This is a genomic window from Acidiluteibacter ferrifornacis (genome assembly GCF_009909615.1).
GTDB lineage: Bacteria > Bacteroidota > Bacteroidia > Flavobacteriales_E > Vicingaceae > Acidiluteibacter > Acidiluteibacter ferrifornacis.
In genome coordinates this window covers 588,731-611,557 of record NZ_WWNE01000003.1, presented here as the reverse complement: position 1 = coordinate 611,557, position 22,827 = coordinate 588,731, and the positions used below count along the sequence as shown (strand labels likewise).

The 22,827-nt window shown below is 35.7% G+C and carries 20 protein-coding genes and 1 tRNA gene; 13 read left to right on the top strand and 8 right to left on the bottom strand.

The genetic code is table 11. The features are described 5' to 3' along the window. Window positions 1-25: 25 nt before the first annotated feature. The gene (locus GQN54_RS02915; RefSeq protein ID WP_160631778.1) at window positions 26-1,693 is read right to left on the bottom strand and encodes a dipeptidyl-peptidase 3 family protein; all 1,668 of its coding nucleotides are present in this window, start codon (window positions 1,691-1,693) and stop codon (window positions 26-28) included. Window positions 1,694-2,023: 330 nt separating this feature from the next. Here GQN54_RS02915 and GQN54_RS02910 point away from each other — a divergent pair, with 330 nt between their 5' ends. From GQN54_RS02910 to GQN54_RS02895, 4 genes are all read left to right on the top strand, one after another. Then, complete coding sequence (locus GQN54_RS02910) at window positions 2,024-3,199, top strand: 1-deoxy-D-xylulose-5-phosphate reductoisomerase (RefSeq protein WP_160631776.1); 1,176 nt, start codon at window positions 2,024-2,026, stop codon at window positions 3,197-3,199. 94 nt (window positions 3,200-3,293) lie between these two features. Beyond that, window positions 3,294-4,613 (top strand): RIP metalloprotease RseP, encoded by a 1,320-nt coding sequence (gene rseP, locus GQN54_RS02905; RefSeq protein ID WP_160631774.1) that lies wholly within the window; start codon window positions 3,294-3,296, stop codon window positions 4,611-4,613. 97 nt (window positions 4,614-4,710) lie between these two features. Next, a complete protein-coding gene (locus GQN54_RS02900) occupies window positions 4,711-5,523 on the top strand; it encodes a hypothetical protein (protein ID WP_160631773.1) in 813 nt (270 codons plus the stop codon). A 10-nt stretch (window positions 5,524-5,533) separates the two neighbouring features. Continuing rightward, window positions 5,534-6,841 carry a cation:proton antiporter domain-containing protein gene (locus GQN54_RS02895; protein WP_160631771.1) on the top strand — a complete coding sequence of 436 codons (1,308 nt, stop codon included), beginning with the start codon at window positions 5,534-5,536 and terminating at the stop codon, window positions 6,839-6,841. Window positions 6,842-7,160: 319 nt separating this feature from the next. Here GQN54_RS02895 and GQN54_RS02890 read toward each other — a convergent pair whose 3' ends face one another. Next, complete coding sequence (locus tag GQN54_RS02890; protein WP_160631769.1) at window positions 7,161-8,681, bottom strand: T9SS type A sorting domain-containing protein; 1,521 nt, start codon at window positions 8,679-8,681, stop codon at window positions 7,161-7,163. A gap of 179 nt (window positions 8,682-8,860) precedes the next feature. Here GQN54_RS02890 and GQN54_RS02885 point away from each other — a divergent pair, with 179 nt between their 5' ends. Continuing rightward, window positions 8,861-10,156 (top strand): alkaline phosphatase D family protein, encoded by a 1,296-nt coding sequence (locus GQN54_RS02885; protein WP_160631767.1) that lies wholly within the window; start codon window positions 8,861-8,863, stop codon window positions 10,154-10,156. Here GQN54_RS02885 and GQN54_RS02880 read toward each other — a convergent pair. Then, entirely contained in the window at window positions 10,153-10,599 is a 447-nt protein-coding gene (locus tag GQN54_RS02880) for a DUF2141 domain-containing protein (RefSeq protein ID WP_160631764.1), read from the bottom strand. The two genes, GQN54_RS02885 and GQN54_RS02880, sit on opposite strands and share 4 nt — an antisense overlap. Window positions 10,600-10,605: 6 nt before the next feature. Beyond that, complete coding sequence (locus tag GQN54_RS02875) at window positions 10,606-11,862, bottom strand: metallophosphoesterase (protein WP_160631762.1); 1,257 nt, start codon at window positions 11,860-11,862, stop codon at window positions 10,606-10,608. A gap of 187 nt (window positions 11,863-12,049) precedes the next feature. On the opposite strand from GQN54_RS02875, the gene GQN54_RS02870 reads away from it, so the two are divergent. The 5 genes from GQN54_RS02870 to GQN54_RS02850 all read left to right on the top strand — a co-directional run bounded on the left by GQN54_RS02870 (window position 12,050) and on the right by GQN54_RS02850 (window position 15,712). Then, complete coding sequence (locus GQN54_RS02870; protein WP_160631760.1) at window positions 12,050-12,970, top strand: DUF3078 domain-containing protein; 921 nt, start codon at window positions 12,050-12,052, stop codon at window positions 12,968-12,970. Between the two features lie 153 nt (window positions 12,971-13,123). Next, entirely contained in the window at window positions 13,124-14,671 is a 1,548-nt protein-coding gene (gene amaB, locus GQN54_RS02865; RefSeq protein WP_160631758.1) for an L-piperidine-6-carboxylate dehydrogenase, read from the top strand. Between the two features lie 172 nt (window positions 14,672-14,843). Further along, complete coding sequence (locus tag GQN54_RS02860; protein ID WP_160631756.1) at window positions 14,844-15,098, top strand: hypothetical protein; 255 nt, start codon at window positions 14,844-14,846, stop codon at window positions 15,096-15,098. 29 nt (window positions 15,099-15,127) lie between these two features. After that, window positions 15,128-15,409 carry a TRL domain-containing protein gene (locus GQN54_RS02855; RefSeq protein WP_160631754.1) on the top strand — a complete coding sequence of 94 codons (282 nt, stop codon included), beginning with the start codon at window positions 15,128-15,130 and terminating at the stop codon, window positions 15,407-15,409. Window positions 15,410-15,421: 12 nt separating this feature from the next. Further along, window positions 15,422-15,712, top strand: a complete 291-nt coding sequence (locus GQN54_RS02850) for a TRL domain-containing protein (RefSeq protein ID WP_160631752.1) — start codon at window positions 15,422-15,424, stop codon at window positions 15,710-15,712. A 56-nt stretch (window positions 15,713-15,768) separates the two neighbouring features. On the opposite strand, the gene GQN54_RS02845 is transcribed toward GQN54_RS02850, so the two are convergent. The 4 genes from GQN54_RS02845 to gltX all read right to left on the bottom strand — a co-directional run bounded on the left by GQN54_RS02845 (window position 15,769) and on the right by gltX (window position 18,412). Further along, window positions 15,769-16,335 (bottom strand): anthranilate synthase component II, encoded by a 567-nt coding sequence (locus GQN54_RS02845; protein WP_160631750.1) that lies wholly within the window; start codon window positions 16,333-16,335, stop codon window positions 15,769-15,771. A gap of 55 nt (window positions 16,336-16,390) precedes the next feature. Then, window positions 16,391-16,461 (bottom strand) — tRNA-Cys (locus GQN54_RS02840). A gap of 57 nt (window positions 16,462-16,518) precedes the next feature. Further along, entirely contained in the window at window positions 16,519-16,872 is a 354-nt protein-coding gene (folB, locus tag GQN54_RS02835) for a dihydroneopterin aldolase (RefSeq protein ID WP_160631748.1), read from the bottom strand. Window positions 16,873-16,876: 4 nt separating this feature from the next. Continuing rightward, window positions 16,877-18,412, bottom strand: coding sequence for a glutamate--tRNA ligase (gene gltX, locus GQN54_RS02830; RefSeq protein ID WP_160631746.1), 1,536 nt, complete (start codon window positions 18,410-18,412; stop codon window positions 16,877-16,879). Between the two features lie 143 nt (window positions 18,413-18,555). Here gltX and GQN54_RS02825 point away from each other — a divergent pair, with 143 nt between their 5' ends. Genes GQN54_RS02825 through ybeY form a run of 3 tightly spaced genes read left to right on the top strand, consistent with a single transcriptional unit; the run spans window position 18,556 to window position 22,811 of the window. Further along, entirely contained in the window at window positions 18,556-21,966 is a 3,411-nt protein-coding gene (locus GQN54_RS02825; RefSeq protein WP_207554792.1) for a DUF4175 family protein, read from the top strand. Then, entirely contained in the window at window positions 21,950-22,384 is a 435-nt protein-coding gene (locus tag GQN54_RS02820) for an ATP-binding protein (RefSeq protein ID WP_235932945.1), read from the top strand. Before GQN54_RS02825 ends, GQN54_RS02820 begins: the two co-directional genes overlap by 17 nt. Further along, window positions 22,377-22,811, top strand: a complete 435-nt coding sequence (ybeY, locus tag GQN54_RS02815; protein ID WP_160631742.1) for an rRNA maturation RNase YbeY — start codon at window positions 22,377-22,379, stop codon at window positions 22,809-22,811. Before GQN54_RS02820 ends, ybeY begins: the two co-directional genes overlap by 8 nt. The last annotated feature ends 16 nt before the right edge of the window (window positions 22,812-22,827 follow it).

Sequence of the window (22,827 nt, the reverse complement as noted above, 5' to 3'; positions counted from 1 at the left end):
AACTCTATATTATGATTGGCGTTAATTAATTTAAGCCCAAAGCTTCAACTCCTTGTTCAAAATAGATGTCTACAGGTATTCCTGCATCATTCAATTTTTGTAGGTCAGTCTTCAGTTGATCATCAATTCCACCTTTTGTTTCCAACAACTTCACCACTCCATCGTAATCTCCGTCACCTTGTAATTTCAATATAATGGCAGACAATTCATTCATTGCATCAGTCATTTTGTCAAAGTCTACTGAATAAGTTTTATCCTCATTAAATACAAAAGCACCCTTTTCCTTAAAGAAGTTGAATCGAACCATATTGGCCTGCCCATGAGCAGAAGCAGCCCCAAATCGAACTGACCTGAAAATACTTGCCATGAACGTTACATAATTGTCCATCAACTCCCCATCTGTATATACCTGCTTGCCATGCAATTGATGAATCATGTATAAACCTAGAATATCAGCCTTCCCTTCTTCTAAAGCCGAATATTTTTCTTTTAAGGCCTCACGGACCGTTTGTTTTCCATCGATTGTATTTTTTACGCCTAAACCGTGAGCCACTTCATGAAACATAGTATTTGCAAAAAAAGCGTCAAACGTGATGTTCTTCCTCTGAGATTCATGTATCAACACTTCAGAAATAGGAATTAGAATTTGATCAAATTTTGCACGCATCGCATTTTTCAATTGTGAACGTCTAGTTCCTACACTTTTTTGAATTGCTTCGTCGTTTGGTAAATTAACAGCAATAGTTTTACTACCACCATTGCAATCCCCAGCATAATAAACCACATCATAAGCATTCAGTTGCGCATCAGTTCCTGGCTTTTCCGATTTGTACGTGGCATCCACTGGAAGGTTTTCCTGTAACTCTTGCAAATAAGTCACATACTTCTTTAACTTTTCACTCCACACTTTGTCTTTCACCAACACATAAGCTTCGTGTGTTGCTTTATAGCCATATAATCTATCTTCATAGTTTTCAATTGGTCCAATAATTAAATCCAAAGTATTGTTTTGCATATTCAACCAAGCGATATCAGAAGGATCATATTTATCGGTTCTTAATGCCTCAGCTCTTAAAGTCAAGTACTTTTTTAATTCTTTGTCTTCTGTCAACTTAGCCGCTTTTTCCAATACATCAGCAGCCATGACTTGTTCTTTAAAAAATTGATGATAAGGTATAGTTATCAAATTATTCGAGGAATCTCTTCTCACAATTGTATATAAACTTGCTTTGTCTGGAGCGCTCATTGCCTCAAACTCCGCCTTAGTAATATCCGCTGGATAAAAATTAGCACCTAATGGTTTTTCACCAACTCCTTCTACGAAGGATTTGAAGTTATCCAATCGATCCCATGGACCATAGTTCAATTGATAAAATAATTTTTGGTCAGGGGTCAAGGTTGACAAATCAACATTAATATTTTCAGGAATAGATTCTTTCCAGAAAATTTCATCCATTAATCTAGCTGCTTCAATCAATAAAGGAATCACTTGTTTCTCGTTTTCTGTCAACTGATTTATATCAGTTGTTAAAGCAACTTTTGCATAAATCTCGGGACGCGCCTTTACCACTTTAGAAAGGGTGTCATTTTTGATCTCTTTTGGTTCTTCATTTTGAGGAGTTTTAGGCGCTCCGCATGATGCTTGAATAGCAACCACAGAGGCAATTGCTAAGTAAAATGGAATCTTCTTCATGGTTAATTCTGTAACTAACTGGTTAAGAGTGTAAATTTAGCTATTATAATTTAATCCATTTGCAACTCGATAATACTGCTCATTTTATTCCCAATACCCTTACCGGGAGGCAATAAGCCTAATATTAACATACAAAGCAGTGCTAAAATTAAAAGACAACTTACCACTCTGATATTCTGTTCTGATGCTTTCATATCAACTTTTTATCACAAATACGGAAATCTATCATCTTTTGGATTGATTCATCATTTCCATTTTTTAAAACGGATTGAAGTTGAAATAAAAATTCAAAAGAAAATAGTTGAATCATTTTTATCAAATTTGCAAACTATGGTAAATCAAGAGGAGGAAATAAAGAAAAAACACATCGCCATATTAGGATCTACCGGCTCCATTGGAACTCAGGCATTGGAAGTTATAAAAAGTCATGCAGACAAATTTGTAGTAGAAGTACTCACAAGCAATACCAATGCAGAATTATTAATCCAACAAGCGATAGAGTTTAAGCCTAATGCTGTGGTTATTTGCGATGAAAGTAAGTATAAAATGGTTGCTGATGCTTTATGGAACCATGACATCAAAACCTATGCAGGTTCGGCGGCACTGGAGCAAGTAGTGGAAATGAATGAAATAGATATCGTTTTGACCGCTTTAGTTGGTTATGCTGGATTGAAGCCCACTCTAAAAGCCATTGAAGCGAAAAAAGCAATTGCTTTAGCTAATAAAGAAACATTGGTAGTAGCCGGTGATATTGTCACACAATTGGCAGCAAAAAACCGTGTTCCCTTATTGCCTGTTGATTCAGAACACTCTGCTATTTTTCAATGCTTGACTGGTGAATTCCATAATCCAATCGAAAAAATTTACCTCACTGCCTCTGGTGGACCATTTAGAGGATGGAATGCTGAAAAGTTAGCATCCGTCACTCGTGCACAAGCTTTGAAACACCCCAATTGGGAGATGGGAGCCAAAATAACCATCGATTCTGCCACTTTAATGAATAAAGGATTAGAAGTAATTGAAGCTAAGTGGCTATTTCAATTAGCACCCGAACAGATCGACGTAATCGTTCATCCACAATCCATTATACACAGTATTGTTCAGTTTACTGATGGAAGTATGAAAGCACAAATGGGATTACCAGATATGAAATTACCCATTCAATATGCTTTAGCTTATCCAGAAAGAATCCCTGCAGACTTTCCTCGTTTTAACTTTCTAGATTATCCTCAATTGACTTTTGAAAAAGCGGACACTGAAACTTTTTTAAATCTGAATTTAGCCTATGAGGCAATGAAGCGTGGAGGAAATGCCGCTTGTATTATTAACGCAGCCAATGAAATCACTAACCGTGCCTTTTTAGAAGAGAAAATTGGATTTTTAGAGATTGCTGAAATAAATTCAAAATGCTTAGAGTCAGCTACTTTTATTGAAAAACCCACCTTAGAAGACTACATGAATAGCGACGAAGAAAGTCGAAGATTAGCAGCTAACTTTGTAGGTTGAAACTAACTGTTTAATCAAATTTAACACTGATTTGAACCTAGGTTGGTAGAAAAGTGTTGATTATGCTTAATTTCGCGGTTGATTTATATTAAAAATGGAAGTACTTATTCAAGCTGCACAGCTTATTCTTAGTTTATCGATTCTTGTAATTCTTCACGAATTAGGACACTTTATACCTGCCAAACTATTTAAAACTAGAGTTGAGAAATTTTATTTATTTTTCGATCCATGGTTTTCTCTTTTCAAATTCAAAAAAGGAGAAACTGAATATGGAGTAGGCTGGTTACCTCTGGGAGGATATGTAAAAATTTCCGGAATGATCGATGAGTCGATGGACAAAGAGCAAATGAAGGAAGATCCCAAACCATGGGAATTCCGCTCTAAACCAGCATGGCAACGATTAATCATAATGCTAGGTGGTGTAATTGTAAACGTTATTCTTGGAATTGTAATTTATACCGGGATTTTATTTACTTGGGGTAACGAATACATCCCAACTGATGGACTAACTTATGGTGTTTATGCCGATACTACAGCCATAGAAATGGGGATAAAAAGTGGCGATAAAATATTGGCCGTTGATGGAGAAAAAGTAACCAAATTCAGCGATATTCAAATGAATATACTGATCAATAATGCCAAAAAAGTTTCCATTGAAAGAGAAGGTAGAAAAGAAGAAATCACTTTACCAGAAGGCACCATTTCTAAATTGATTAAAAACCAAAAAAGTTTTATTGAACCAGCTGTGATTGCTGAAGTCAATGAAATTGTACCCAATTCTCCGGCAGATTCTGCAGGCTTAAAAGTAGGTGATCGCATTACAGCAATAAATAATACTGCTACTCCATATTTTCAAGATGTAGTGAAATATTTAAAGGCACACCCTTCTAGTCAGGTTGAGCTAGAACTAATAAGAGAGGGTGCAACGCAAAACCTATCGGCTAGAGTGAGTAAAAATGGTACTTTAGGATTTGCAATCACCCCAATTGACGAACAAATTACATTCTCTACCGAAAAATATACTCTAATCGAATCGGTACCAGCAGGAATCAATAAAGCCTATGACTCCTTTGATAACTATATCAAGCAAATGAAGCTAGTATTTGAACCAGAAACTGAAGCTTACAAGTCGTTAGGAGGATTTATTAGTATTGGAAAAGCCTTTTCTCCTGAATGGGACTGGCAGCGTTTCTGGAGCTTTACCGCCTTTTTATCGATTATATTAGCCATTATGAATATACTTCCTATTCCTGCGTTGGATGGAGGACATGTTTTGTTTTTATTAGTGGAAATCATTAGCGGTAAAAAACCTTCAGATAAATTCCTAGAAAATGCTCAAGTTGTGGGATTTGTAATCTTATTAGCATTGATGCTATTGGCCAATGGAAACGACATCATCAGGCTATTTCAGTAAAAGTAGCTTGTTAACATCACGTTGTTTTTAACATCTCCTTTGGAATAAGGCTAGCGTTTTATTGTGTGCTATTTTTGCAATGAATAAAATTCCCTTTATGAGAAAACTGAGTTTATTATTTTCGATTTCCTTCTTTTCACTTTATTCCTTTTCTCAAAGTGGAACAATGCAGTATAGTGGTGGAAAATCCGCAGATAAAGCGGCTGTGTTAATAGTCCCTTTTGAACCCTTTATGTACATTTCTGAAATCGATCGGCAAGTTGGTTTAGAGAATAACTTAGACGGCAAAGCAGTGAAAAGTGAATTTGCCAAAGCGCTAGATTTATACTTATATCAAACGTTCAACGAACAATTTCAAGTGCTTTCTTTCTATTTCATGGAGGACGATGTAGAACAAGACTTAACCTATGTTTATAGATCTCGAAAGCTTGAATACGAAGTATTACCCGAAGAAAGCACTCCTAAAGCAGAAGAAAAATTAAAAGGCATTCAGACGAAGCTGTCGAAGACCTTCAAAAAGGAAGAGGACGAATCGGCTTACGGTGGACAAATCGTAACTGAGCGTGATGAAAAGAATAAATTTATGAATGCCATTATTTCTGACCAAAAAGTAGTCGATAGTTTGAATAATAGATACAATGCCTCATTGTATTTACTTATTAACCAGCTTGAATTTAGAAACGTATATGGCGACTTCACTCAAATGGAAGGCAATACCTATGACCGAATAGCCAAAGTACATTATACTTTGTATTCCAGAAGAGGTACAGTAGTTTCAAAAGGCTTAGCTACCACTCCATTTCCGGCCTCTGACAATAATTTGGAGTCCATTACTTCCACATATTTCCCTATTTTAGCAGAACAAATCTTCAATGCGGTAAATATGGATATTACCTCAACCAAGAATTAACTCCATAACCATGCAAATAATCGGACCATATACTGCCATCATAGGAATTAGCTTAGTCATTATTCTGTCCTACTTTTTTAATATTATTTCACAGAAAACCAACATTCCCAGTGTGTTATTGCTGATTGTTTTAGGTATTCTGACCAAACAAGGAATGAATGTTATAGACTTAAAAGTTCCTGAAGGACAACTTTTTAACATATTAGAGTTGTTAGGGATTGTAGGTTTAATTATGATTGTGTTAGAAGCTGCATTAGATCTAGAATTAACAAAGGAAAAGTGGCCTACCATCTGGAAATCCTTTTCTGTGGCCTTGATTTCTTTGCTCGGTTCTACTTTTGTTTTGGCTTATATTATCAACTTTTTTTTAATCAAAGATGTCTTCACTTGCATCCTTTATGCTGTTCCATTATCAGTGATGAGTAGCGCCATAATTATTCCGAGTGTAGGTGGACTAAGCTCTGAAAAAAAGGAATTTATGGTTTATGAAGGCACTTTTTCTGATATCCTAGGGATTATGTTATTTTACTTCCTAACAGGAAATGCCGAAACAGAAAGCACTCAACTAATCGTTTTTGATGTCATTAGTAACATTGCTATTACCGTAGGTTTATCCTTAGTTATTAGCTACTTACTTGTGCTCATATTCCAAAAACTCAACTCACAAGTAAAACTATTTTTACTTATCGCTGTGTTGTTAATGTTGTACTCCGTTGGTAAATTATTCCACCTTTCTTCATTAATTATCATACTTGTATTTGGTTTAGTACTTAATAATTATAAAATCTTCTTCCGAGGATTCATGAAGAAGTGGATCAATAAAAGTTCATTAAAGAAAGTGTCTCATGAGTTTCATTTAGTTACGATAGAAAGTGCATTTGTAGTGCGCACATTTTTCTTTGTACTTTTTGGAATCACTATTACGTTGCAGTCGTTATTCAATGTAAAAGTGGCCATCATTAGCGGATTGATTTTACTTGGATTGTATATCATTCGTTTTATTGTTTTGAAAGTATTTGTACAGAAGGATATCCTACCCCAATTGTTTCTTGCGCCACGAGGATTGATCACTATTCTTTTGTTCTTTGCTATTCCTGATGAATATCAAGTAGAGAACTTTGACTCCGGAATTCTCTTGTATACCATTATTATCAGTTGTATTATTATGGCTGTATCCTTAGTAGCAAGTGGTAAAAAGGTAGAACCAGTAGAAGACATGTCGTTTATATATGGTCCTAAATCCATGAACGAGGTCGAAACTATGCCGATTGTAGAACAAAATTCTGAAGACAAGGACGATTTAATTAGCGAAAAGTAGATTGAACTTTTTGTTCTTTTGGCTTGAACCAAAATGAACCAAAAATTCAAGGCTTTGACCAATTTATTTTATGAAGTCATTCGTTTTTTGTCCTGAGCTTTTTAAGTTTATACTGAGCCTTGCCGAAGTAAAGGGCTTCGGAGCTAGACGAATTTACTAAGGCTCTACTTCGAAAACCTCGAGAATCACTCAAGGCCAATCGCACCAATTAATCTTACTTGAAAATTAGCTTTTGTTTTCGCTTAGACGTTTCTGTCACATTGAGCATTTTCATATTAAAGACCTCCAAGGTTTTGAAAACCTTGGAGGTCTGATAAGCTTATTTAGCTACCACCACTTTCTCCGTACTCACCCCGTTCTCTGAAATGACTTTTAGAAAGTAAATGCCATTTTTTAAGCCATTGACAGCAATCGAATTGACTTTCTGATTAACCGATTGCACCATTTTACCTTGTAAATCATACAATTGAATAGAACTAACGCGCACATTGGGCAAATACTCCAAATACAACTGTTCCTGCACCGGATTGGGATATACCTTAAGCAATGTTCCTGATTGCTGCTGCTCTTTTAGGCCTACCACTTGCATTTCATGGAGGCGAATAATGGGCTGTGCTGGTACGCCATCCCAATACGTCCAATCGCCTAATACATAATACCCTCCAAATTTGGACTCTACAATTTTTGAAATTCCGCCTTGCATTTTCCAAGCATGCGTAGTATCAGGCCCTCGAGAAGTAAAATACTGCGGCTCTATGTTTCCTAAAGAATCTAACTTTACTAAACTGTTTTTTGCATATCCTTGTACTTGATTAAAACCGCCTCCCAATATATATCCATTATCAGGGGTTTTAATCACGCTTCCAACACTTCCTATTCCTGCTGTCCCAATACGGTTAGAATCAACCGGACAACCCAAATTATTAAAAGTAGTGTCTACACTACCATCCACATTTAAACGACACAGTGAAAACCATCGATTGGGATAATCTACCAATTGGAAGTTACCCACAATAAAGGTTTTTCCATCCGGCTCTACTAATTCCGCCCTTACTCGTCCATTCCCTGGCAATATTGGACTCTTAAATGTAGTATCCAAGGTGCCATCCGTATAGATTCTACAAATTCCATTAACTGTTTGCCCATCGTACTCAGTAAACTCTCGGAGGAGACCAAATGCAAATAAACGAGTGCTATCGTATTGCTTAAACCCGTCAACTGTACCATTGGTTGTATGCTTGAAGGTAGAATCGTAAAAACCCAAAGAGTCTACTTTAATAATAGGCTGAGACGGAAAAGTATCGGGTGGATTTTTAATGGGGCAAACACTGGTATTGGCATACCAAACATTGGTCATTAATGAAGACCCATTCGGAAAAAAATAGGGCCAGTAAGCATGTGAGCAACTCACCGTTTGGCGGTAGTTCTGAAACCAATTCGTCCAAATGGGATTTCCTTTGAGGTCCATAGGGCTATACCCACCCCCCCCTCCTGTACCTAAAATCAGAACGGAATCGTTAAAAGGGTATATAAAAGTATATCCAGAACCTCCAAACCCTATATAATTAAAATTACGACTACCATCGCGATGAGTACTTAAAATGGAATAATAGGGGTCATTGCCAATAAAATAACGGAAATCTCCTGCTATGTGAAGGTTCCCATTGGAGGGGTTCTCCCATAAATCATAAGTAGGTCCTCCTCTAGGTTGTGGACGCAAATCGAAGAATGGCTGAAAGGTGGTATCCATGGAAAAAGAAGGCTGAGCCAAAAGCTCAGCCCTCTTTCCAACTATTTGGAATATTACTAAAATAATGAAATAAGTTAATCCATTTTTCATTTTTGAATAATTAGTTTACCTTGGTGAATGCTAGTTCCATCTTGCAACACTTCATAAAGGTAAGCGATTTTTTATAAATGGTTATCAAATAAAGATCTAACAAAATATTCCTTAACAAAATAGTGATTTAAAAAATTTGGAGCAGTTGTAAATACAGCGTATTCTTGTAAAAAAAGAACATGAACAAGCTCTTCGTCACTCTATTCACACTACTAGCTTCAACAATGCTCTCCGCTCAAATAAAGTCGGGCCCTATGCTCGGCTACAACACTATGAGAGAAGTGCTCGTTTGGGTGGAATTAGAAGAATCTGAGTTCGCTGAGATTATTTACTGGAAAGAAGGTAGCGAAGACAGTATTCGATTGAATAAAGAAGCGCTAATTGAAAATCACAACACCATTAAGTTCATCACTCAATTATTGGAACCGGGAACAACTTATCATTACCAAATCCGCCTTCCCAACTTGAAATACAGCACTAAAATCTATCGTTTTAAAACACAAACCAACTGGCAATTCCGAACTGATCCACCAACATTTAAAATGGCATTGGGCAGCTGCGCCTATTTCAACGAATCTCAATACGACCGACCAGGAGAACCTTATGGTAGAAACTATGGGATTTTTAACCAGATTGTCGCTCAACAACCAGAACTAATGCTTTGGTTAGGTGATAATTTTTACCTGCGAGACGCTGACTTGTATTCTAAAGCTGCTACTTTCTATCGCTACTCCACCGATAGAGCCACACCAGAGTTGCAAACCTTACTTTCAGTCACTCATCATTATGCCATTTGGGACGATCATGACTTCGGACCCAACGACGCAGACGGAAGCTACGTCGGGAAAGAAAATAGCTTAGCCGCTTTTAAAGCCTATTGGGGAAACCCATTTTACGGAGTAAGTAATCTTCCCGGAATTACCTCAGCCTTTGAATACAACGACGTTGATTTTTTCTTACTAGATAATCGATTCGAACGTAATGCCAACAATAGAAAAACAGGCACAAAACAGATGCTGGGTAAAGCCCAAATTGAATGGTTGATTGACGGATTAAAAAGTAGTGATGCTCCTTTCAAAATAGTAGCAGTTGGTGGTCAAGTATTGAATACGGCTGCAGTTTATGAGAATTATTCCAATTTCCCTGAAGAAAGAGCCTATTTACTGCAAAGAATCGAAGAAGAAGGAATAAAAGGAGTAGTGTTTGTTACTGGAGACCGGCACAAAACAGAATTGAGTCATTTAAACATCGGTAATGAAATAAACATCTACGATTTGACGGTTTCTCCGTTAACTGCTAAATATTACAACACCATTGAAGAAGCCAATACACTGAGAGTAGAAGGAACACACACCGCAACGAATAACTTTGCTATTCTAGAATTTTCGGGTAGTTTGAAAGAAAGAGTGATGAAGATTATGATCTACAATAGTGAAGGAAAACAAGAATGGGAGAAAACAATTCAACGAGATTAAATTTCTTTCATTTCAATGAGCAGTCGTTTAGTGGGTTTATTAAATGTGAAAGAAACCTCTTCAAAATCAGGCACCCCGAAGGTAATTTTCGGATAGTTTGAAAAACCAAATGGTTCAGTTGGAATTCCAATAATTGATTTATCTGCCTTTTCATTTAGGTTAATATCATGCAACACTGCAATTGCATAATCTCCATATTTCAGATCCTTTATCTCTAAATTAATCTCAGACTGATCAACTGTAATGGATTTAATATAAACTGCTTTGGTGGGGTCATTTGGCCATCCTTCTTTTCCATTAAACATCAAAATACGAATAGCGCCTTCAAGAGGTTTAATTTGATTAATTGTCAAAGCAAGAGTTCCTGTATTATGCCCCTTAAAAGCAAACAGCGTTATTGCGATACTAATCAAAACCAGACTAAACTTTAGTATTCTTATCATGATTTTTTACCCTCGAGTTAATTCAATTGTAGTAATTTCTGGTGGCATGCCAATTCTTCCAGGGTAGCCAATATATCCGAATCCTCTATTGACATACAAGTATCGATTATCTTGCCGATAAAGACCCGCCCACTCATCATAAACATACTGAACTGGACTCCATTTGAAGCCTGGAATATCAACCCCCATCTGCATTCCATGTGTATGCCCTGAAAACATGGCATCAATATCTGGATACATTGGCAACACTTCAGCTTGCCAATGACTTGGGTCGTGAGATAGCAATAATTTGGTAGAAACATTTTCAGTTCCCTTTATGGCTTCACTTAACTTTCCGTATTTCGGAAAACGAGCTTTAGCCCCCCAGTTTTCTACTCCAACAATGGCAATTTGTTCTCCATCTACTTCTAGAATATGGTTCTGATTGACCAACAAATTCCAGCCCATGCCCTTTTGTATATTCACCAGATCAATTAAGTTTTGGCGTTTTTCTTGCGCAGATCCCCAATTGACATAATCGCCATAATCGTGATTCCCTAAGACTGAGAACACTCCTAATGGAGCTTTCACTTTTGAGAAAGTAGAAATCCATTCTTTCATTTCTACCGCTTGATTGTTGACCAAGTCACCAGTAAAAAATACGACGTCTGGTTTTTCATTTAGTAACATTTCGATACCTCCTTGCACGGCTGTTTTATTCCAAAAACTACCAGCGTGGATATCTGAAACCTGAACTATTTTGAGCCCTTCAAAAGCTTTAGGCAAGTTGGGCAATGGCAATTTAATTCGCCTCACTCTATAGTCATGAGCACCAGATAATATTCCCCACGACATAGCCACCAAAGGAGCTGCTCCAACAACTACTGCCGTTTTTAATATAAATTGAGAACGAGGAATGTGACTTTCTTTATCGGAAACTATAGCAGGAGTAGGGTTGGAAAATTTCTGAACTAAGTACTGAATTCCTCTGCTAATGTCATCTATCAATAGAAATACAGCGAAGAATACTTTAGCTAAGTAATTCATAAAGATTCCTACTAGAATAAACATACGAACTGACTTCCCTAACAAGTCCACATTACTGAAGTGATACAGAAAAAATGCGAACAAAGACAAGGCAGTAATTGACCAAAAGGCAATTTTTACAGACTTTTGCGTCAGTTCTGAACTGTTTTGAATTAGCGCTTTAACACCCTGAAATACATACCAATCAATCAGTATAAAGAAAAGGGCGAATAGTGGAATAATGATAATTTTATTCATAGATTTCTATTGATATCCCAATTGATACCATTTAAATAAAGAATTGTTCCAATTAGATGTGATTTATAACAATTGGGCGAATTTACTGATAGGAAGAAGTACATTTTCTGTTATTTCGCAGATTCAAATACATTTAGTGTTTTTTAACACACCTAAACAAGTAAAACAAAAATTAAAAATAACACGCATGAAAATTAAAACATCTCACATTTTAAGTTTTTTTGTTGCCAGTTTGTTGTTTGTTTCGACAGCTTCAGCTCAAAACACACCTGCACCAACTCCAGCTGCTGATACTAGCTATTGGACAAAAGGTGGATTAGTTTCTTTCAATTTCTCACAAGTAGCATTGAGCAACTGGGCCGGTGGTGGTCAGAGTTCAGTTGCTTTAAATGGGTTTTTGAATGTATTTGCTAAGTACAAAAAAGGAATTCACTCTTGGGACAATACATTAGACCTTGGATATGGTATCTTTCAACAAGGAGATGATGCTTTCAGAAAAAGTGATGATAAAATCGACTTTACTTCTAAGTATGGTAGACAAGCTTCTAAGGTTTGGTATTATTCAGCTTTAGTAAACTTTAAGTCTCAATTTGCACCAGGTTATAACTATCCAGATGATTCAACAAAAATTTCAAATTTGTTCGCTCCTGCTTATGTTTTAGCATCTATTGGTATGGACTACAAACCGAATAGTAATTTCTCACTATACCTATCTCCCGCTACAGGTAAATTCACGATTGTAAATGACAACGATTTGTCAAATGCAGGTGCCTTTGGAGTTGATACAGGTGATGTTTTTAGAGCAGAAATCGGGGGATACTTGAAAGCACAATACAATAAGGACATTATGGAGAATGTAAATTTCCAAACTAAATTGGAATTGTTTTCAAACTACACAGAAAATCCACAAAACATTGATGTGAACTGGGAAACAATTTTATCTATGAAAGTTAATAAATTCATTACTGCTAACGTTTCTGCTACATTAGTTTATGATGATGATATCGATATTGCGATTGATAGTAATGATGATGGAATTGTTGACAAAACAGGGCCAAGAACTCAATTCAAAGAAGTGTTAAGTGTAGGATTGTCTTATAAATTCTAAACTTTTTACCGCATAATTTATTCAAAACTCCACCTTTCTCGAGGTGGAGTTTTTTTATGTCCCATATTTATACTTTCTAATCAGAATCTCTTTTAATCCAAAATTTGAAATCCTACCTTTGTTGTTAAAGCATTGAAAAATAAACAAAAAAATATGAGTCAATCACAAATCGATATCTCTCAAGACTTAAAAACGTTGGGTTTGAAAGAGATCAATCATGGAACATCAACAGGTAATCAATGGATGGAAAACGATGTTGACCCCATTTCATCTCACTCACCTGTAGACGGAGCATTAATCGGGAAAGTAGGAGTAACTACTCCTGAACAATACGAGCAAACGGTTCAGGCTGCGCAAAAAGCCTTTAAAGAATGGAGAACTACTCCTGCACCAAAACGAGGTGAAATAGTAAGACAATTCGGTGAAAAGTTAAGAGAAAAGAAAGAAGCGCTTGGGAAACTGGTTTCTTATGAAATGGGAAAATCTTACCAAGAAGGTTTGGGAGAGGTTCAAGAAATGATAGACATCTGTGATTTTGCGGTGGGTTTATCTCGACAATTACATGGATTAACCATGCACTCTGAGCGTCCAAACCACAGAATGTATGAGCAATACCACCCTTTAGGTGTAGTTGGAATTATTTCAGCATTTAATTTTCCTGTAGCAGTTTGGGCATGGAATACAGCTTTGGCGTGGGTGTGTGGAGACGTTTGCATTTGGAAACCATCTGAAAAGACACCTTTATGTGGAGTAGCTTGTCAAAACATTATTGCTGAAGTATTAGCAGAAAACAATCTTCCAGAAGGAATTAGCTGTTTAATCAATGGTGATTATAAGATCGGTGAATTAATGACTCAAGACGGCAGAGTACCATTAGTATCTGCAACTGGATCTATCAGAATGGGTAAAATAGTTGCGGAAACTGTTGGAAAACGACTTGGAAAATCTTTGCTTGAGTTAGGTGGAAACAATGCTATTATTATTACGGAATCTGCAGATTTAGAAATGTGTATTCCAGCCATGGTATTTGGAGCTGTTGGAACTTGTGGACAAAGATGTACATCAACAAGAAGATTAATCATTCACGAAAGTTTATACGATAAGGTAAAAAACCAATTGGTAAATGCTTACAAGCAGTTGAGAATTGGAAATCCGTTGGATGAAAAAAATCACGTTGGTCCTTTAATCGATCAAGACTCTGTTAATACTTATTTAGCTGCATTAGAAAAAGTGAAAGCGAGCGGTGGAAATGTGATCGTTGAAGGCGGTGTTTTTGAAGGCGAAGGATATGAGTCTGGTTGCTATGTAAAACCAGCTATTGCAGAAGCAGACAACTCTTGGGAGATTGTTCAGCATGAAACATTTGCTCCAATTCTTTACATCATGAAGTACAAAACTTTAGATGAAGCCATTGAAATTCAGAATGGAGTTGTTCAAGGATTGTCATCTGCAATAATGACAAACAATATGCGAGAAATGGAATTGTTTCTTTCAACTCAAGGCTCCGATTGTGGAATTGCCAATGTGAATATTGGTACTTCAGGTGCTGAAATTGGGGGAGCATTTGGTGGAGAAAAAGAAACCGGTGGCGGTAGAGAGTCTGGTTCTGATGCATGGAAAGTGTACATGAGGAGACAAACGAATACAATCAATTACGGGAATGATTTGCCATTAGCTCAAGGGATTAAATTTGATTTATAAATCCATTCATTATCAAATTATTAAAAAGGGGGTTAGAGAGTCTAACCCCCTTTTTTTGTGGAAAAATCCAATTTAACTTTTCTTAACCATTTTAAATACATATCATTGTACAACTAAGAAAAACGCTCTAGAGTAAAATATAGAGGGAAATTATTTATTCTAATTAACAAATATGAAAAAATTAACATTAATGGCTGCAGTGATTTTTTCGCTGTCTTCATGCGTGGTCTATGAATCACACACTGTAACTGGTAATCCTATAGGGACTAAAAAAGGAGTTGCTAAAGGTGGTGCGTTTAGTAAAGATAAAGACTTTACGATGGCTACCGCAGCAAAAAAAGGAAAAATTGATAAAATTGGAAGTGTTGACACAAAAGTAACTGTGTTCATTGTACCATTTTATAAAACAGTAGTTACTGGAGAGTAATACAGTTAATAACTTAAAAAGAAATTTAGATGAAAAAATTAAAATATATTGCAAGTGCAGCTATTTTGTCTGCAGTACTTTCTTCTTGTTCAATTACTACTCCACTAGCAGTAACTGAACTGCCAATAGGTCCTAAGAAAGGAGTAAGTGAAACAACTGTGGTTCTTGGTTATATTCAATTAAATAAAGAATACGGTATCGCAGAAGCTGCCAAGAAGGGTAAAATCACTGGTGGTGTTTCCACTGTGGATGTAAAATACACCAACTATATCATATTTGGTAAAAAAGAATTAATCATTACAGGAGAATAAAAAAATAATATTATGAAATATATAAAAACTTTAATCTTAGTTTGCTTTGTAGGAGTTTTATCCTCTTGCTCTGTTTCAGGACCATATGTAGCTCCAAAAGCATTAGTTACTAAAAACAGTGTTGGAACTAAAGTAGGAATAGCCGAAAAGAAAACTTATTTTGGAATCATGTTTGGTTCAGCAGACCTAGGTATCGTAGCAGCTGCAAAAAAAGGTGGTATTACAAAAGTTGCCACGGTTGACTCTGAAATAGTAAGCGGACTTATTGTTACAAAGTATAGAACAAAAGTGACTGGAGAATAATTTTTTTCAATAAACGCATAAAAAAAGACGTCTGCTAAATTAGCAGACGTCTTTTTTTATGTATTCATCCAATTTTTGATAATCTCTAATCCATATTCTGTTAGTATAGACTCTGGATGAAATTGAACACCAAATAACGGTAGAGATAGGTGCTGAAATGCCATCACATTGCCTTTTTCATCAGAAGACAAACAAGTTAATTCTTTCGGCAATTCCGCCTCTTTAACAACCCAAGAGTGATATCTACCGACATTAAAATGCTTAGGCAAACCTTCAAACAAGCTTTTATTGTTGCGAATATGCATTGGACAAGCCTCTCCATGCACAACCTGCTCTAAGTTGGTCAATTTAGCGTTATAGGAGCTCGCTATTGCTTGATGGCCTAAACAAACTCCTAATATTTTTTTTGACAGCTTAAATCGATTGATAAGAGGCATTAATAAACCAGCTTCTTCAGGTAATCCAGGGCCAGGAGAAAGCACAATTCTTTCGTAATTCCCAACATTATCCAATATCAATTTATCATTTCTTACAACGTCTACAGTTGTATCTGAAACCTTCTCCAAGTAATGGAGTAGGTTATAAGTAAATGAATCGTAATTGTCTACTAATAAAATTCGCATCGTTACAAAAAAATCCCACCTCAAATCTGAATAGTCAGATGGAAATGGGATTTTGAGGTCTCGAGCGGATTCGAACCGCTGTAGATGGTTTTGCAGACCACTGCCTAGCCACTCGGCCACGAGACCATATTATAATGAAGGTTCAAAATTACCAAAATGTTTTCTAAACTACTCCGCTTTCTTCTATTTCTCTAAAATGATTGAAACTGCTTTAACTTCACCACCTAATGGAGGATTTAATTTACTCACTTTGAGTCTAATATTAGAAATGTTATTAAAGGTTTTATACATCCGTTCAATGATTCTCTGCGCTAAATGCTCTAATAATTTGGAAGTAATCTTCATTTCGCCCTCTACTATGGCGTAAACTTGTTCATAATTAACCGTCCCATCTATGTTGTCTTTTTCACTTGCTTCAGATTCAAAACGTGTTTCAAACTCTAGATCAACTGAAAACTTACCGCCAATCTTGTTCTCCTCTTCATAAAAACCATGATTCGCATAAAAAACCATTCCTTCAATTGAAATTTTATTCATTGAATTATAGTTTTTTTAGAGCCTTTTCCATTCTATCTATGGTTTCTTCCTTTCCCAGTAAAGCCGCAATTTCAAACATCGAAGGGCCCATACCTAAACCAGTTACCATCAATCTAAAGTTGGGTAATGCAGCTCCAAGTCCAACATTCTTTTCTTCTAAAAATGACTTAAAAGTAGACTCTATTGATGAAGCAGAAAAATCGTTTAATTGATTTAGTACTTCTTTCCACTCCCTCATCAATGCTGGGGTTTCCTCTTTCCACTTCTTGCGATAGGTTTTATCATCGTATTCTGAAGGCTGCTCAAAGAAATAAATTCCTTCTGATAAAATATCATTTAAAAAAGTAGCTCTTTCTTTCATCATCCCACAAACACCTGCTAAAAATTCTAGGTTATTCGCTTCACTTAAGTTCATTTCCAGTGCTCTTGGTTGCAACTGTTTTGCCAGTTCTTCATTTTTAGTTCCTCGCAAATATTGTTGATTAAACCACCGTGCTTTGTCAGGGTCATATTTTGCACCTGCTTTACCAACCCGCTCTATCGTAAATGTTTCAATCAATTCTTCCATTGAAAACAACTCCTGACTAGTTCCAGGGTTCCATCCTAAAAATGCTAAAATGTTTACAAAAGCTTCAGGGAAATATCCCTTTTCTCTATATCCTGATGAAATTTCACCAGTTTCAGGGTCTTTCCACTCTATAGGAAAAACAGGAAATCCTAAACGATCACCGTCTCTCTTACTCAATTTCCCATTTCCATCTGGCTTTAAAATCAATGGTAAGTGTGCAAATTGAGGCATTTTATCCTCCCACCCTAATACTTGATATAATAACACGTGTAATGGGGCAGAAGGCAACCATTCTTCACCACGAATTACGTGCGAAATATTCATTAAATAATCATCAACAATATTTGCCAAATGATAAGTCGGCATTCCATCTGACTTATATAAAACCTTATCATCCAAATTAGTAGACTGAACCATTACCCATCCTCTAATCATGTCCTTGAACTTGATTTCTTCATTTCGTGGTATGCGAATTCTAATTACATATGGATCACCATTTGCTAACCTTTTTTCTACTTCTTCACTAGACAATGAAATTGAGTTTTTCATTGTAGTTCTCGTAATATGATTGTATTGAGGAGCAGCAACTCCAGCAGCTTTTAAATTTTCTCGCATTTGATCTAGCTCTTCAGGAGTATCAAAAGCATAATATGCATGCCCAGTCTCAATCAACTGTTCAGCGTATTTTCTATATATATCTTGTTCTTTTCTTTCTGATTGTTTATACGGACCAAAATCTCCTCCAAAACCATGTCCCTCATCAGGAACTAATCCACACCACTTTAAAGACTCAACAATAAATTCTTCTGCACCAGGAACTAATCGAGTTTGATCGGTATCTTCAATACGCAACAAAAAATCGCCATTGTGTTTTTTAGCAAAAAGGTAATTATATAACGCTGTCCTAACTCCTCCCATATGCAAAGGCCCTGTTGGACTCGGTGCAAATCTTACTCTTACTTTTCTATCCATTGAATTATTGTCTACTTGTTCTTTAAATTGGTTGGCAAAGGTAATCTATTCAGCACTTTTTTCACAACAAAACTAAAATTTGACAAAAATGCTGTTACTATTTCTAAATCGTACAATTTTGTATTGAGATAACCCACATAATTTTGCTTAATTTTCTGGGTTCTAAAAGAAGTAACCAACACCATAAGGAGCGCAAGCAAAGAATGATTCAAGATAATTATAATTTTTTATTAGAGAAATTAGATGAGTTTATACGAAAGTACTATAAAAATCAACTCATTAAGGGAAGTATTTATTCCATATCTATTCTCACCATTAGTTTCATATCCTTTACGGCTATGGAGTATTTTGGTCACTTCGGAAATACTTTTAGAACAATCCTCTTTTATTCTTTCTTGCTATTAGCCATAACTGTACTGATTAAATTTATAATCATACCTATATCAAAGCTCTATAAATTAGGATCAAATATATCACATGCACAAGCTGCTGAAATAATTGGTAAACATTTTACCACAGTTTCCGACAAACTATACAATGTACTACAACTAAAACACCTAACTAAAGATTCTTCCCAAAGTACTGCCTTGATTGAGGCTGGTATCAACCAAAAAATTATAGCACTTAAACCCATCCCTTTCACCAATGCAATTGACTTTAACTCCAACAAAAAATTTCTTAAATACTTAATAGCGCCCTTTGTTATTTTTATTGCTGTAGGGATAGTCAATCCTTCCGTCTTTACAGACGGTACACAGAGACTAGTTGCTCACAGTAGTGACTTTACTCCAATGGCTCCTTTTGAATTTGAAATATTGAATGCCGATTTAAAAGGAATAAAAAATGAAGATTTTCAACTACTTATAAAAATAAAAGGGGAGGTATTGCCTGAAAGGGCTTTTATTCAGTTAGGAGACAACTCATTTCTATTGAACAAAATAGACAAAAGCAACTTCCGTTATACCTTAAAAAATATTCAAGAAGATATTGATTTTAAGCTGTCGGCAGATGGTTTTGACTCTAGAAATTATACTATTTCCGCTCAACCAAAACCATTATTAGTCAACTTTGAAGTTGCTATAGATTATCCTGCTTATACAGGAATGAAAAACGAAGTCATTCAAGACATTGGCGACTTGACAATACCGCAGGGTAGTTTATTGAAATGGCGATTTTATACTACTTCTTCCGAAAATTTATTTTTTGCATTTCGAGACTCTATATTCCCTGTGCAACAAAACAATTTAGATGAATATGTAGTTCAAGCTAAGGCAATGTATAGCAATGGATATCAAATTGCTACATCTAATCAATTTGTTCACAATACAGACACATTGAATTATAGCCTAACTGTAATTCCTGATGTATATCCGATGATAAGCGTGGAACAAAAGGCTGATTCTAGTGTATTGAAGCGTATTTTCTTTAAGGGAGAAATAAAAGATGATTATGGATTTAACCGACTTACTTTTAATTATAAAGTTGGGGATTCTTCGAAAAGAGTAACTACTCAAATTCCAATTAATAAATCAACCACTCAAAACCAGTATTTCTATGTGTGGGACTTTGAAAATTTACCCCTAAAAGCCGGAGATGAAATAGATTACTATTTCGAGGTTTTTGATAACGATGGTGTAAATGGGAGCAAGTCCAGTAGAACTCAAAAAATGCAATTTAAAGTTCCTACGAAAGAAGAACTAGAGAAGAAATCAGATGAACGCTCTAAAGAAATTGTAAATGATCTAGAAAAAAGTTTAGCTGATGCAAAGAAATTAAAAAAAGACATTGATGAGCTAAACAAAAGTTTGATAGATAAAGAAAAGTTAGGGTGGCAAGAGAAGAAACAATTAGAAGAAATAATAGAAGCTCAGAAAAAGCTCAGAGAAAAAATTGAAAAGTCAAAAAACGAAAACAAAAAAAATAACCTTGAGCAAAAAGAGTTCAATGAATTGGATCAAGATATTCTTGAAAAACAGGAAAAATTAGAAGAACTTTTCGAGCAATTGATGACTCCTGAAATGAAAGATCTTTATGAAGAGTTGGAAAAAATGATGGAAGAGTTGAACAAGGATAAGTTAAAAGATCAGTTAGACAAAATTGAACTTTCCAATGAAGAGTTAGAGAAAGAACTTGATCGGTCGTTAGAAATATTCAAACAGTTGGAGTTTGAGCAAAAACTAAACGAGACCATAGAAAAGTTAGATGAGCTTCAAAAGAAACAAGAAGAATTAGCTAAAAAATCAGAGGATAAAAATGAAAATGCTGGAGAACTCCAAAAAGAACAAGAAGAATTAAACAAAAAATTCGATGAGTTAAAAGATAAAATGGATGAGCTCGAAAAGAAGAATGAAGCTTTAGAAAACCCCAATGAAATTCCTGAAATGAAAGAAGAGGAAGAAGCTGTTAAAAAAGAGATGGAAGAAAGTGCTGATCAGCTTGGGCAAAAAAACAAGAAAAAAGCTGCTGAATCTCAACAAAATGCCGCAGATGAAATGCAAAAAATGAAAGACAAGCTTGGAGGTCTTCAAATGGAAATGCAATCAGCTGGAAGTGCAGAAGACATGGAAGACATAAGAGCTCTTTTAGAAAACCTAATACAGTTATCATTCGATCAAGAAGCGCTAATTGATGATGTAAAAAAAGCGAATAGAACAGACCCCAAATTTGTGGATTATAGTCAAGCCCAGAAAAAACTAATAGATGATTCTAAAACGATTGAGGACTCCTTATTTGCATTAAGCAAAAGGGTAATGCAATTAGAAGCTACGGTTAATAAAGAAGTAACAGCAATTAAGTCCAACATGAAAAAAGCGTTGGGCTATTTAGCAGATCGAAATTCTAGCTATGCTGCCTCCAATCAGCAATTCGCAATGACCTCAATAAATAATTTGGCACTAATCCTTGATGAAGCGCTTCAGAATATGCAGAAACAAATGCAGTCCGGGCAAGGAAGTTGTTCAAAACCCGGTGGTAAAAACCCAAAACCTTCAGCGGCTCAGATGAAAAAAATGCAAGAGCAAATGAAAGAGCAGATGCAAAAAATGAAAGAAGCGATGGAGAATGGTAAAAATCCGGGCGACAAACCGGGCAGCAAGCCAGGAGACAAACCAGGACAGGGTCAAGGTGGCATGAGTAAAGAATTAGCACAAATGGCCGCTAAACAAGCTGCAATACGTCGAGAACTTCAAAAAATGTCAGAAGAGTTAGAAAAAAATGGTGAAAAGGGAGCGGGTGGAAATCTAAAAAAGCTTTCTGACTTAATGGAGCAAAACGAAACCGACATTGTGAACAAAAATATCACAAGGCAAACCATGATGCGCCAAGAAGAAATTTTAACTAGACTTTTGGAATCTGAAAAAGCCGAACGTGAGCGTGAAAAAGATAATAAAAGGGAATCTAAAGAAGGTATTGAAAACCTCCAACGTAACCCAAATGATTTTTTTGAGTATAATAAACAAAAAGAAAAAGAGGTAGAATTACTAAAAACATTGCCTCCCAACTATCTGCCATTTTATAAAAATAAGACAAACCTTTACTTTGAAAACATTAAATAACACTGCTATGAGTATAGATAGCATCAAGATCCCAACCCACATCAGTAGTTTATCTATTGTTGAAAAACATATTGATTCTCTTTGCCAAAACCTAAGTGTAGCTGAACGATGTTATGGCAATGTTTTAATTGCGGTTACAGAAGCAGTAAACAATGCAATTATACATGGCAATAAAAACGACGAATCAAAAGAAGTTACCCTAAACTACTACACTGAGAAAAAATCGCTTGTTTTTCAAATTAAAGATGAAGGCAATGGTTTTGATTATGAAAACTTGCCAGACCCAACTGACCCAGTGAATATTGAAAAACTTCATGGAAGAGGGGTATTTTTAATGAAAAATTTAGCTGATGACGTGGCGTTTGAAGAAAATGGGAAATCTGTCACTTTATCTTTTCACAACTTTGACAATGATTGAAGAAATAAATGATGAAATTCATTTTCATTATGAAATAGAGACAACGTATAAACATAATACGTATCTAAAAGATTGGCTAACCGCTACTGCGACCCTAGAAGGAAAATCAATTGGTGAGATCAATTACATCATATGCGATGATGCTTACCTTTTGGAAATTAATAAGAATTATCTAAATCACGATACTTTAACAGACATTATCACTTTTGACTATTGTGAGGACAATAGATTGAATGCGGATATTTATATAAGTATTGAACGTGTTGAAGACAACTCTAAAATGCTAAATAACAAATTTATAGACGAATTTGAGCGGGTCTGTGTTCATGGAATATTACACCTTAGCGGATATAAAGACAAGTCTGAAGAGGAAGCGTTGTTAATGAGACAAAAAGAGGATTTTTACCTAAATTTGCGCCCCGTTTAAAAGTGGTTTAAGTTCC

What these genes read in the sequence shown, in the direction of transcription:
- GQN54_RS02915 (WP_160631778.1), bottom strand. Translation starts at nt 1,693, where the DNA reads ATGAAGAAGATTCCATTTTACTTAGCAATTGCCTCTGTGGTTGCTATT.
- GQN54_RS02910 (WP_160631776.1), top strand. Translation starts at nt 2,024, where the DNA reads ATGGTAAATCAAGAGGAGGAAATAAAGAAAAAACACATCGCCATATTA.
- rseP (WP_160631774.1), top strand. Translation starts at nt 3,294, where the DNA reads ATGGAAGTACTTATTCAAGCTGCACAGCTTATTCTTAGTTTATCGATT.
- GQN54_RS02900 (WP_160631773.1), top strand. Translation starts at nt 4,711, where the DNA reads ATGAGAAAACTGAGTTTATTATTTTCGATTTCCTTCTTTTCACTTTAT.
- GQN54_RS02895 (WP_160631771.1), top strand. Translation starts at nt 5,534, where the DNA reads ATGCAAATAATCGGACCATATACTGCCATCATAGGAATTAGCTTAGTC.
- GQN54_RS02890 (WP_160631769.1), bottom strand. Translation starts at nt 8,681, where the DNA reads ATGAAAAATGGATTAACTTATTTCATTATTTTAGTAATATTCCAAATA.
- GQN54_RS02885 (WP_160631767.1), top strand. Translation starts at nt 8,861, where the DNA reads ATGAACAAGCTCTTCGTCACTCTATTCACACTACTAGCTTCAACAATG.
- GQN54_RS02880 (WP_160631764.1), bottom strand. Translation starts at nt 10,599, where the DNA reads ATGATAAGAATACTAAAGTTTAGTCTGGTTTTGATTAGTATCGCAATA.
- GQN54_RS02875 (WP_160631762.1), bottom strand. Translation starts at nt 11,862, where the DNA reads ATGAATAAAATTATCATTATTCCACTATTCGCCCTTTTCTTTATACTG.
- GQN54_RS02870 (WP_160631760.1), top strand. Translation starts at nt 12,050, where the DNA reads ATGAAAATTAAAACATCTCACATTTTAAGTTTTTTTGTTGCCAGTTTG.
- amaB (WP_160631758.1), top strand. Translation starts at nt 13,124, where the DNA reads ATGAGTCAATCACAAATCGATATCTCTCAAGACTTAAAAACGTTGGGT.
- GQN54_RS02860 (WP_160631756.1), top strand. Translation starts at nt 14,844, where the DNA reads ATGAAAAAATTAACATTAATGGCTGCAGTGATTTTTTCGCTGTCTTCA.
- GQN54_RS02855 (WP_160631754.1), top strand. Translation starts at nt 15,128, where the DNA reads ATGAAAAAATTAAAATATATTGCAAGTGCAGCTATTTTGTCTGCAGTA.
- GQN54_RS02850 (WP_160631752.1), top strand. Translation starts at nt 15,422, where the DNA reads ATGAAATATATAAAAACTTTAATCTTAGTTTGCTTTGTAGGAGTTTTA.
- GQN54_RS02845 (WP_160631750.1), bottom strand. Translation starts at nt 16,335, where the DNA reads ATGCGAATTTTATTAGTAGACAATTACGATTCATTTACTTATAACCTA.
- folB (WP_160631748.1), bottom strand. Translation starts at nt 16,872, where the DNA reads ATGAATAAAATTTCAATTGAAGGAATGGTTTTTTATGCGAATCATGGT.
- gltX (WP_160631746.1), bottom strand. Translation starts at nt 18,412, where the DNA reads ATGGATAGAAAAGTAAGAGTAAGATTTGCACCGAGTCCAACAGGGCCT.
- ybeY (WP_160631742.1), top strand. Translation starts at nt 22,377, where the DNA reads ATGATTGAAGAAATAAATGATGAAATTCATTTTCATTATGAAATAGAG.